General features: G+C 66.6%; 18 protein-coding genes. All 18 read right to left on the reverse strand.

Annotated elements, in window-relative coordinates; all coding sequences use genetic code 11:
• Positions 1 to 16 precede the first annotated feature (16 nt).
• The 18 genes from ACWGQ1_RS02625 to rplV all read right to left on the reverse strand — a co-directional run bounded on the left by ACWGQ1_RS02625 (position 17) and on the right by rplV (position 10,090).
• Positions 17 to 688 carry a DsbA family protein gene (locus ACWGQ1_RS02625; RefSeq protein WP_378823618.1) on the reverse strand — a complete coding sequence of 224 codons (672 nt, stop codon included), beginning with the start codon at positions 686 to 688 and terminating at the stop codon, positions 17 to 19.
• Positions 688 to 1,539 carry a type I methionyl aminopeptidase gene (gene map / locus ACWGQ1_RS02630; protein ID WP_136035978.1) on the reverse strand — a complete coding sequence of 284 codons (852 nt, stop codon included), beginning with the start codon at positions 1,537 to 1,539 and terminating at the stop codon, positions 688 to 690. Before map ends, ACWGQ1_RS02625 begins: the two co-directional genes overlap by 1 nt.
• Before the next feature lies 1 nt (position 1,540).
• Positions 1,541 to 2,146, reverse strand: a complete 606-nt coding sequence (locus ACWGQ1_RS02635; protein WP_136045904.1) for an adenylate kinase — start codon at positions 2,144 to 2,146, stop codon at positions 1,541 to 1,543.
• Positions 2,143 to 3,465, reverse strand: coding sequence for a preprotein translocase subunit SecY (gene secY / locus ACWGQ1_RS02640; RefSeq protein WP_136028899.1), 1,323 nt, complete (start codon positions 3,463 to 3,465; stop codon positions 2,143 to 2,145). The genes ACWGQ1_RS02635 and secY overlap by 4 nt, the downstream gene beginning before the upstream one ends.
• 152 nt (positions 3,466 to 3,617) lie before the next feature.
• Positions 3,618 to 4,253, reverse strand: a complete 636-nt coding sequence (rplO, locus tag ACWGQ1_RS02645) for a 50S ribosomal protein L15 (protein WP_136028896.1) — start codon at positions 4,251 to 4,253, stop codon at positions 3,618 to 3,620.
• Positions 4,253 to 4,438, reverse strand: coding sequence for a 50S ribosomal protein L30 (gene rpmD, locus ACWGQ1_RS02650; protein ID WP_067121122.1), 186 nt, complete (start codon positions 4,436 to 4,438; stop codon positions 4,253 to 4,255). The genes rplO and rpmD overlap by 1 nt, the downstream gene beginning before the upstream one ends.
• Complete coding sequence (gene rpsE, locus ACWGQ1_RS02655) at positions 4,438 to 5,112, reverse strand: 30S ribosomal protein S5 (RefSeq protein WP_200838869.1); 675 nt, start codon at positions 5,110 to 5,112, stop codon at positions 4,438 to 4,440. The genes rpmD and rpsE overlap by 1 nt, the downstream gene beginning before the upstream one ends.
• A gap of 20 nt (positions 5,113 to 5,132) precedes the next feature.
• The gene (gene rplR, locus ACWGQ1_RS02660) at positions 5,133 to 5,492 is read right to left on the reverse strand and encodes a 50S ribosomal protein L18 (RefSeq protein ID WP_136028894.1); all 360 of its coding nucleotides are present in this window, start codon (positions 5,490 to 5,492) and stop codon (positions 5,133 to 5,135) included.
• A gap of 2 nt (positions 5,493 to 5,494) precedes the next feature.
• A complete protein-coding gene (gene rplF / locus ACWGQ1_RS02665; protein ID WP_136028892.1) occupies positions 5,495 to 6,031 on the reverse strand; it encodes a 50S ribosomal protein L6 in 537 nt (178 codons plus the stop codon).
• Between the two features lie 6 nt (positions 6,032 to 6,037).
• On the reverse strand, positions 6,038 to 6,436 hold the full coding sequence (rpsH, locus tag ACWGQ1_RS02670) for a 30S ribosomal protein S8 (RefSeq protein WP_136028890.1): 399 nt from the start codon (positions 6,434 to 6,436) through the stop codon (positions 6,038 to 6,040).
• A 133-nt stretch (positions 6,437 to 6,569) separates the two neighbouring features.
• Positions 6,570 to 7,160, reverse strand: coding sequence for a 50S ribosomal protein L5 (gene rplE / locus ACWGQ1_RS02675; RefSeq protein ID WP_136028887.1), 591 nt, complete (start codon positions 7,158 to 7,160; stop codon positions 6,570 to 6,572).
• A complete protein-coding gene (gene rplX, locus ACWGQ1_RS02680) occupies positions 7,160 to 7,519 on the reverse strand; it encodes a 50S ribosomal protein L24 (protein WP_136028885.1) in 360 nt (119 codons plus the stop codon). The genes rplE and rplX overlap by 1 nt, the downstream gene beginning before the upstream one ends.
• Positions 7,520 to 7,521: 2 nt before the next feature.
• On the reverse strand, positions 7,522 to 7,890 hold the full coding sequence (gene rplN, locus ACWGQ1_RS02685) for a 50S ribosomal protein L14 (protein ID WP_102191664.1): 369 nt from the start codon (positions 7,888 to 7,890) through the stop codon (positions 7,522 to 7,524).
• Entirely contained in the window at positions 7,887 to 8,204 is a 318-nt protein-coding gene (gene rpsQ / locus ACWGQ1_RS02690) for a 30S ribosomal protein S17 (RefSeq protein WP_136028883.1), read from the reverse strand. The genes rplN and rpsQ overlap by 4 nt, the downstream gene beginning before the upstream one ends.
• A complete protein-coding gene (rpmC, locus tag ACWGQ1_RS02695; RefSeq protein WP_067121112.1) occupies positions 8,204 to 8,521 on the reverse strand; it encodes a 50S ribosomal protein L29 in 318 nt (105 codons plus the stop codon). The genes rpsQ and rpmC overlap by 1 nt, the downstream gene beginning before the upstream one ends.
• Positions 8,521 to 8,940: a 50S ribosomal protein L16 gene (rplP, locus tag ACWGQ1_RS02700; RefSeq protein ID WP_025102402.1), complete on the reverse strand. Its 420-nt coding sequence runs from the start codon at positions 8,938 to 8,940 to the stop codon at positions 8,521 to 8,523. The genes rpmC and rplP overlap by 1 nt, the downstream gene beginning before the upstream one ends.
• Complete coding sequence (gene rpsC, locus ACWGQ1_RS02705) at positions 8,940 to 9,692, reverse strand: 30S ribosomal protein S3 (RefSeq protein ID WP_025102403.1); 753 nt, start codon at positions 9,690 to 9,692, stop codon at positions 8,940 to 8,942. The genes rplP and rpsC overlap by 1 nt, the downstream gene beginning before the upstream one ends.
• Positions 9,692 to 10,090 (reverse strand): 50S ribosomal protein L22, encoded by a 399-nt coding sequence (gene rplV, locus ACWGQ1_RS02710; protein WP_025102404.1) that lies wholly within the window; start codon positions 10,088 to 10,090, stop codon positions 9,692 to 9,694. Before rplV ends, rpsC begins: the two co-directional genes overlap by 1 nt.
• Positions 10,091 to 10,094 lie beyond the last annotated feature (4 nt).

Below are 10,094 nucleotides of genomic sequence, written 5' to 3' on the forward strand. Positions count from 1 at the left end.
TCGGGGTGGATCACACTCAGCTCAGGAGGTCGGTGAGCTTCTTCATGTCGGCCTGATTCTGCAGGTCGAGCCGCTCGCCGTTGATCTCCACGGTCGGGGTGCCCTTGATGTCGTTCTTCTTCGCCTGGGCGGCGCCGAACTTGCGATAGGTCTCGTCGGTGATGCACGAGACGACGGCGTCGTCCGCACCCACCTGCTTCGCGAACTCGGCCAGCTGGTCGGTGGTCAGACCCGCGGTGTTCTCCGTCGGCTGGTTCTCGAACAGCACCTTCGCGTAGTCGAAGTAGAGGTCGGCGTCGGACTCCGCGACGCAGAACGCCGCGCCGGCCGAACGCGACGAGTACTCGGTGCCCTGCGAGAAGCGGTCGAGGATCGCGATGGGGTGGTTCACGAGCGTGATCTCCCCGCTCGCCGCCTTCTCCTCCAGCTGCGCACCGAACTGGTCCTCGAAGGCCTTGCACGCCGGGCACTGGAAGTCGAGGAACACCGCGACGGTGTCCTTGCCGTCGCCCTTGCTGATCGAACCGGCCTCGGGGTCGAAGTTCTTGCTGGCGCTCGGCACGGCTCCCGGCGACGTGGCCTGGTTGTTGAGGAACACCACGAGTCCACCGATCGCGACCAGGACCACGACGACGGCGATGGAGATGCCGATCGCGAACCAGTTGGTGTTGCTCTTCGCCGCTGCCATTACTTTCCGATCTCTCGAGGCTCGACCCCGAACGGGGCGAGTCCGGCTCTTCCGCCATCGGGCGCGGTGAGCACCCATATGCCACCATCATGTCGGGCGACGCTATGTTCCCAATGTGAGCCGTCAGTGCCGTCGACGGTGGTCACGGTCCAGTCGTCGTCCTCGATGAACGTGGCCTCGCCGCCGGCGGTGACCATCGGCTCGATCGCCAGCACGAGCCCGGGCTTCACGTCGGCGCCGCGGTCGGGCGTGCGGTAGTTGAACACGCTCGGGGCCTCGTGCATCTTGCGGCCGATCCCGTGGCCGACGTACTCGCGGAGGATGCCGTACGGCTCCCCCGACACCACCGACGGCCCTTGCGCCTCGATGTAGTCCTGGATCGCGGCGCCGATCTCGTCGATCGAGGTCGCGGTGGCCATCGCGGCGATGCCCGCCCACATCGACCCCTCGGTCACGCGCGAGAGCTCCTCGCGACGGGCCACGAGCTCCGGACGCTCCGCGTCGGGGACGACGACCGTGATCGCGCTGTCGCCGTTCCACCCCTCGTACTGGGCGCCGCAGTCCACCGACACGATGTCGCCGGGCTCGAGCACGCGCTCCCCCGGGATGCCGTGGACCACCTGCTCGTTTACCGACACGCAGATCGTGTGGTGATAGCCGCGCACGAGCTGGAAGTTCGACTCGGCCCCGCGCTGGCGGATCGCGCGGTTGGCTGCGGCGTCGAGCTCGATGGTCTTCACGCCCGCCCTGATGAGGGGACGGACGGCATCGAGTGCCGCGGCCGTGATCAGCCCGGGCTCGACCATGGCGCGCAACTGCGCCGGGGTCTTGTAGATCGAGCGGCGGAACATCTCAGGCTGCGGAGGCCGCGGAGCGCAGACCCCTCGCGGAGAGTGCTGCAGCGATGCGCTCGGTGATCTCCTCGAGCGAGCCGACGCCGTCGATGCGGTCGACGATCCCGCGCGCGCTGTAGACCTCGATGATCGGGGCCGTCTCGTTCTCGTAGATGTCCAGGCGGTGTGCGATGGCCTCGTCCGTGTCGTCCGAACGCCCCTGCTCCGCGGCACGGAGCGCGAGACGCGCGATGCTCTCCTCGCGCGGGACGTCGAGCAGGATCACAGCGTCGAGCGCCTCCCCCCGGCCCTCCAGGAACGCATCGAGGTGCTCGACCTGAGCCGTGTTCCGGGGGTAACCATCGAGCAGGAAGCCGTTCGCGGCATCCTCCTGGCTCAGCCGGTCGCGCACGATCTCGCTCGTCAGCTCGTCCGGCACGAGGTCGCCCTTGTCGAGGATGGCCGTGACCTGCTGGCCGAGCGCCGTCCCCTCCTTGATGTTCGCGCGGAAGATGTCTCCGGTCGAGACGACCGGGATGCCGTAGGACTCGGCGATGCGCACACCCTGCGTGCCCTTGCCGGAACCCTGCGGACCGACGATGAGAAGACGTGCGGATGCTGTCATCGGAGGAGCCCTTCGTAGTGTCGCTGCTGCAGCTGGGCGTCGATCTGCTTGACCGTCTCCAGTCCGACGCCGACGATGATGAGGATCGACGCGCCACCGAACGGGAAGTTCTGGTTGGCGCCGACCGTGGCGAGGGCGATCAGCGGGATCAGCGCGATCAGACCCAGGTAGAGCGAGCCGGGCAGCGTGATGCGGGTGAGCACGTAGTCGAGGTACTCGGCCGTCGGGCGACCCGCGCGGATGCCGGGGATGAAGCCGCCGTACTTCTTCATGTTGTCGGCGACCTCGACCGGGTTGAACGTGATCGCGACGTAGAAGTAGGTGAACCCGATGATCAGCAGGAAGTAGGCGATCATGTAGATCGGGCTGTTGCCGCTCGTGAAGTTCGCCGTGACCCAGCTCACCCAGGCGGGCGGCGTCGAGCCGTCCTGCGGGGTGTTGAACTGCGCGATCAGCGCGGGGATGTACAGCAGCGACGACGCGAAGATCACGGGGATCACACCCGCCATGTTCACCTTGATCGGGATGTACGTGTTCGTGCCGCCGTACGTGCGCCGGCCCACCATCCGCTTGGCGTACTGCACCGGGATGCGGCGCTGCGACTGTTCGACGAACACCACCAGGCCCATCACGATGATGCCGACCACGAGCACGAGCAGGAAGATCTCGAAGCCCTTCGTCTGCCAGATGATGCTCATGGCGCCCGGGAAGGTGGCGGCGATCGAGGTGAAGATCAGCAGCGACATGCCGTTGCCGATGCCGCGCTCGGTCACGAGCTCCGCGAACCACATGATGAGGCCGGTACCGGCGGTCATCGCCATGATGATGAGCAGCTGCGCCCACCACACGTCGTTCGTGAGCAGCTGCTGGCAGGCCGCGATGTCGGTCGCGCCGAACAGCTGACCGCTGCGGGCGACCGTGACGAGCGTCGTCGACTGCAGCAGCGCGAGCGCGATCGTGAGGTACCGCGTGTACTGGGTCAGCTTCGCCTGTCCGGCCTGACCCTCCTTGTGCAGCGCCTCGAAGTGCGGGATGACGACGCGGAGGAGCTGCGTGATGATCGTCGCGGTGATGTACGGCATCACGCCGAGGGCGAAGATCGACAGCTGCAGCAGCGCGCCGCCGGAGAAGAGGTTGACCAGTCCGAGCAGGCCCTCGGTGCCGGTGTTGGCCGCGAGGCACTCCTCGACGTTCGGGAAGTTCACGAACGGCGCGGGGACGTTCGAGCCGAGTCGGTAGATCGCGATGATGGCGAGCGTGAAACCGATCTTCCGACGCAGGTCGGGCGTGCGGAAGATCCGCGCGATGGCGCTAAACAAGGACGTTCCTCCTGAAAAGGTTGCCGGTCCCTGAAGGACGGCTGAAAGACCAGGGTAACTCACTCCGAGGTCTGCGATTGCGGCGTCGCCGCGTGCCCGCCTGCCGAATCAGAAGAGGGGCCGGAGAATCTCCGACCCCTCTTCTGCGGTGGTTACTTGACGGATCCGCCCGCAGCCACGATCTTCTGCTCGGCGGAACCCGAGACCTTGTCGACCGCGACGGTGAGCTTCACGGCGATGTCGCCGTTGCCGAGAACCTTGACCTTCTCGTTCTTGCGGACCGCACCCTTGGCCACCAGGTCGCTGACGGTCACGTCGCCGCCCTGGGGGTAGAGCTCCGCGAGCTTCTCCAGGTTGACGACCTGGTACTCGACGCGGAACGGGTTCTTGAACCCGCGCAGCTTCGGGGTGCGCATGTGCAGCGGCATCTGCCCACCCTCGAAGCCGACGCGCACGGTGTTGCGGGCCTTCGTGCCCTTCGTGCCGCGACCGGCGGTCTTGCCCTTCGAGCCCTCACCGCGACCCACACGAGTCTTGGCGGTGTTGGCGCCGGGGACCGGACGCAGGTGGTGCACCTTGAGCACGCCGGGGCGGGACGCGGGAGCGTCCTTCTTCGGCGCGGCCTTCTTCGCAGCCGGCTTCGCGGCAGCGTCGGCCTTCGCGTCGGAGGCGGCCGTCTTGGCCGGCGCCTTCTTCGCAGCGGGCTTCTTCTCAGCAGCAGCCTTGGGAGCGGCAGCCTTCTTCGGGGCCTTCTCGGCCTCGACGGCGGCGTCGTTCTTCTCAGCCATTAGTCGATCTCCTCAACCTTGACGAGGTGGGCGACGGTCTTGACGTAGCCGCGCGTCTGCGCGTCGTCGGGGCGGACGGTGCTGTCACCGATCCGCTTGAGACCGAGGCTGCGCAGCGTGTCGCGCTGGTTCTGCTTCTCGCTCACCTTGGACTTGATCTGCGTGACCTTGAGTCGCGCGGCCATCAGGCACCTACCTTCTGTGCGGCGATGGCCTCGGCCTCGGCGCGGACGAGACGCGCCGGGGCGACCTGGTCGAACTCGAGACCACGACGTGCGGCGACGGCGCGGGGCTCCTCGAGCTCCTTCAGGGCGGTGACCGTCGCGTGCACGATGTTGATCGTGTTCGACGAGCCGAGCGACTTGGACAGCACGTCGTGGATACCAGCGCACTCGAGCACGGCGCGGACCGGACCACCGGCGATCACACCGGTACCGGCAGCGGCCGGACGCAGCAGCACGACACCGGCGGCCGACTCACCCTGCACGGGGTGCGGGATGGTGCTGCCGACGCGGGGCACGCGGAAGAAGTTGCGCTTGGCCTCTTCGACACCCTTCGAGATCGCCAGGGGGACCTCGCGGGCCTTGCCGTAGCCGACGCCCACCAGACCGTTGCCGTCACCGACGACCACGAGAGCGGTGAAGCTGAAGCGACGACCACCCTTCACGACCTTCGAGACGCGGTTGATGGTGACGACGCGCTCCAGGAACTGGTTGTCGCCGCGGTCGCGCGAGTTGCGGTCGCGGCCGCCCTGGTTGCGGTCACGTCCGCCGCGGCGGCCGTCCCGCTGGTCACGAGTCGGCTCAGCCTGCGTGGTGCCGGCGGCCGTCTCGGAAGTGGCAGCTGCCGCTTCGGTCACTTCGTTCTCCTTGTTGTCACTCACAGTGCCAGACCCCCTTCACGGGCGCCGTCGGCGATGGCGGCGACACGACCCGCGTAGCGGTTGCCGCCACGGTCGAACACAGCCTCGGAAACGCCGGCAGCCTTCGCACGCTCGGCGAGCAGCTCGCCGACCTTGCGAGCCTTGGCGGTCTTGTCGCCCTCGAGCGAGCGCAGGTCGGTCTCGAGCGTCGATGCCGACGCGACCGTGTGACCCTTGCTGTCGTCGACGAGCTGCACGAAGACGTGACGCGCCGAACGGTTGACGACGAGACGCGGACGCGCCTCGGTGCCCACGATCTTCTTGCGAAGACGGGCGTGACGACGCGCGCGGGCGTCGGACTTCGACTTCACAGCCATGGTTACTTACCAGCCTTTCCGGCCTTGCGACGCACGACCTCGCCGGCGTAGCGCACACCCTTGCCCTTGTACGGCTCGGGCTTGCGGATCTTGCGGATGTTCGCAGCCGCCTCACCGACGGCCTGCTTGTCGATCCCGCTGACGGTGAGCTTGTTCGTGCCCTCGACCGTGAGCGTGATGCCGGCGGGCGGGTCGATCAGGACCGGGTGCGAGAAGCCGAGGGCGAACTCGACCGAGCTGCCCTTCTGCTGCACGCGGTAACCGGTGCCAACGACCTCGAGACCCTTGGAGTAGCCCTGGGTCACGCCGATGATGTTGTTGTTGATGAGCGTGCGGGTCAGGCCGTGAAGCGACCGGGACTCGCGCTCGTCGTCGGGGCGGGTGACGAGAACCTGGTTCTCCTCGACCGACACCTCGATGGGGCTGGCCACCGTGAGGGTGAGCTCACCCTTGGGGCCCTTCACCGCGACCTCACGGCCGTCGACCGAAACGGTCACGCCCGCGGGAACGTCGATGGGAAGTCGTCCAATACGCGACATTTCGGATTACCACACGTAGGCGAGAACTTCTCCGCCCACGCCCTTCTGCTCAGCCTGGCGGTCCGTGAGGAGACCGGAGGAGGTGGACAGGATGGCCACGCCGAGGCCGCCGAGGACCGTGGGGATCTCGGTGGACTTCGCGTACACGCGAAGTCCGGGCTTCGACACGCGCTTGATGCCCGCGATGGAGCGCTCGCGGTTCGGGCCGTACTTCAGCGTCAGCGTGAGGTTCTTGCCCACGCGCGCGTCGGACGTCTCCCAACCGGCGATGTAGCCCTCCTGCTGGAGGATCTCCGCGATGTGCGTCTTGAGCTTGCTCGACGGCAGGGTCACGGAGTCGTGGTGCGCCGAGTTCGCGTTGCGCAGACGGGTCAGCATGTCTGCGACCGGGTCTGTCATTGTCATGGTTGTCTACTTTCGTTCATGAGGTTCCGGCTGCCGTTACACGACAGACGGCCTGCGATGAGCACGCAATCTTCAATTGTACGTGCACATCGACGGGCTCAGTGACACGAGACCACTGAGCCCGTCGACGGTGTTACGCCTGAGCGTCGTCCGCGCGGAACGGGAAGCCGAGGTGACGCAGAAGCGCGCGGCCCTCGTCGTCCGTCTTCGCCGAGGTCACGACGGTGATGTCGAAGCCCCGGACGCGGTCGATCTTGTCCTGATCGATCTCGTGGAACACGCTCTGCTCCTGGAGACCGAACGTGTAGTTGCCGTTGCCGTCGAACTGCTTGGCCGACAGACCGCGGAAGTCGCGGATGCGGGGCAGAGCGAGCGACACCAGACGGTCCACGAACTCCCACGCGCGGTCACCGCGGAGGGTGACGTGCGCGCCGATGGCCTGTCCCTCACGCAGCTTGAACTGCGCGATCGACTTGCGAGCCTTCGTGACGATCGGCTTCTGACCGGTGATGCGGGTGAGGTCCTCGACCGCACCATCGATCACCTTGCTGTCGCGAGCCGCCTCGCCGACACCGGTGTTCACGACCACCTTGACCAGGCCGGGGATCTGCATGACGTTCGAGTAGCCGAACTCGTCCTGCAGAGCCTTCTTGATCTCGGCGTTGTACTTCGCCTTCAGGCGGGGCTGGATCTTGCCAGCCACCGCAGCGTCGGTCGTTGCCATCAGAGGTCCTTACCGCTCTTCTTCGCGTACCGCACGCGGACGGTGCGCTTGACGCCGTCCTTGGTCTGCTCCTCGACCCGGTGGCCGACCTTGGTCGGCTTCTTGGTCGAGGGGTCGACGAGTGCGACGTTCGAGATGTGGATGGGCGCCTCGACGGTCTCGAGGCCACCCGTCTTGGTGCCACGCTGCGTCTGACCGACGCGCGTGTGCTTGGTGACGTAGTTGACGCCCTCGACGACGACACGGTTCTGCTCGACGAGGATGTCGAGCACCTTGCCCTGCTTGCCGCGGTCGCCACCACGCTCGGGCTTGGCGCCCGAGATGACCTGAACCAGGTCGCCCTTCTTGATCTTCGCCATGATCAGATGACCTCCGGTGCCAGCGAGACGATCTTCATGAACTTCTTGTCGCGAAGCTCACGGCCGACCGGGCCGAAGATACGGGTGCCGCGGGGCTCCCCGTCGTTCTTCAGGATGACGGCGGCGTTCTCGTCGAACTTGATGTAGGAGCCGTCCGGACGACGGACCTCCTTCTTGGTGCGGACGATGACCGCCTTGACGACGTCGCCCTTCTTGACGTTGCCACCGGGGATCGCGTCCTTGACGGTCGCGACGATGGTGTCGCCCAGGCCCGCGTAGCGGCGGCGCGAACCACCGAGAACGCGGATCGTGAGCAGCTCCTTGGCGCCGGTGTTGTCGGCGACCTTGAGTCGGGACTCCTGCTGAATCACTTGGCCTTCTCCAGAATCTCCACCAGGCGCCAGCGCTTCGTGGCGCTCAGCGGGCGGGTCTCGTTGATCAGGACCAGGTCGCCGATGCCGGCGGTGTTCGCCTCATCGTGCGCCTTGACCTTCGACGTGCGGCGGATGACCTTGCCGTAAAGCGGGTGCTTCACGCGGTCCTCCACCTCGACGACGATGGTCTTGTCCATCTTGTCGCTGACGACGTAGCCGCGACGGGCCTTGCGGTACCCGCGGGCGTCCGCGTCGCGCACGTCGTGAGCGGCGTGCTCAACCTCGACGGCAGCTTCCTTCTTGGTGGCCATCACTCAGCCTCTTCCTTCACGGCGTCGTCGGCGGCGTCCGCCTTCTTCGCCTTCGACTTGGTCGCCTTCTTCGCGGGAGCCTCGACCGGAGCGGGCGTCGCACGGATGCCCAGCTCACGCTCGCGGATCACGGTGTACAGGCGCGCGATGTCGCGCTTGACGGCGCGGATGCGGCCGTGGCTCTCCAGCTGGCCGGTGGCCGACTGGAAACGGAGGTTGAACAGCTCCTCCTTGGCCTTGCGCAGCTCCTCAACGAGGCGCTGGTCTTCGAACGTGTCGAGCTCTGCCGGAGCGAGCTCCTTGGTGCCGATCGCCATTACGCGTCGCCCTCCTCGCGCTTGATGATGCGTGCCTTGAGCGGCAGCTTGTGGATTGCACGGGTCAGTGCCTCGCGAGCGAGCTGCTCGTCGACACCCGCGACCTCGAAGAGGACACGGCCCGGCTTGACGTTGGCGACCCACCACTCGGGGGAACCCTTACCGGAACCCATGCGGGTCTCGGCCGGCTTCTTCGTGAGCGGACGGTCCGGGTAGATGTTGATCCACACCTTGCCGCCACGCTTGATGTGACGGGTCATCGCGATACGAGCGGACTCGATCTGACGGTTCGTCACGTACGCGGGCGTGAGGGCCTGGATGCCGAACTCGCCGAAGGAGACCTTCGTGCCGCCGGTGGCCTGACCCGAGCGACCCGGGTGGTGCTGCTTGCGGTACTTGACCTTACGGGGGATGAGCATTATGCCGAAGCTCCTTCTGCAACAGGTGCCTCGTTGCGCGGGGCACGGCGGCGGTCACCACGGTCGTCGCGGCGCGACTTCGGCGCGTTGGCCTGCTCGCGTGCGAGCTCCTTGGCGGTGAGGTCGCCCTTGTAGATCCACACCTTCACGCCGATGCGGCCGAAGGTGGTCTTGGCCTCGTAGAAGCCGTAGTCGATGTTCGCGCGCAGCGTGTGCAGCGGCACACGACCCTCGCGGTAGAACTCCGAGCGGCTCATCTCAGCGCCGCCGAGACGGCCCGAGACCTGGATGCGGATGCCCTTGGCGCCGGCGCGCTGAGCGCCCTGCAGACCCTTGCGCATCGCGCGACGGAACGCCACACGAGCAGAGAGCTGCTCGGCGATGCCCTGCGCGACCAGCTGAGCGTCGGCCTCGGGGTTCTTGACCTCGAGGATGTTCAGCTGGATCTGCTTGCCCGTGAGCTTCTCGAGGTCGCCGCGGATGCGCTCGGCCTCTGCACCACGACGACCGATCACGATGCCCGGGCGGGCGGTGTGGATGTCGACGCGGACGCGGTCACGGGTGCGCTCGATCTCGATGTTCGAGACGCCGGCACGGTCGAGCTGCGTCTGCAGCAGGCGACGGATCTTGATGTCCTCGGCCACGTAGTCGGCGTAACGCTGACCCGGCTTCGTCGAGTCGGAGAACCAGCGCGACACGTGGTCCGTGGTGATGCCGAGGCGGAAGCCGTACGGGTTGACCTTCTGTCCCATTACTTGCTCGCCTTCTTGTTGCTGTCGCCGGCCGCGGCAGGAGCCGCCTCCGGCGTCGAGAGCACGACCGTGATGTGGCTCGTGCGCTTCTTGATCTGGAAAGCGCGACCCTGTGCACGGGGCTGGAAACGCTTGAGCGTCGTGCCCTCGTCCACGTACGCGTTCTTCACGTACAGGTCCTGCTCGTCGAGGTACTCGCCGTCACGATCCGCCTTGACCTGCGCGTTGGCCATGGCCGACGCGACAAGCTTGTAGATCGGCTCACTGGCGCTCTGCTGCGCGAACTTCAGGATCGCGAGAGCTTCCTGGGCCTGCTTGCCCTTGATGAGCGCGACGACACGACGAGCCTTCTGAGGGGTCACGCGGATGTGTCGCACGCGTGCGATGGACTCCACCATTTCT

Source organism: Microbacterium sp. NPDC055599, from assembly GCF_053618975.1.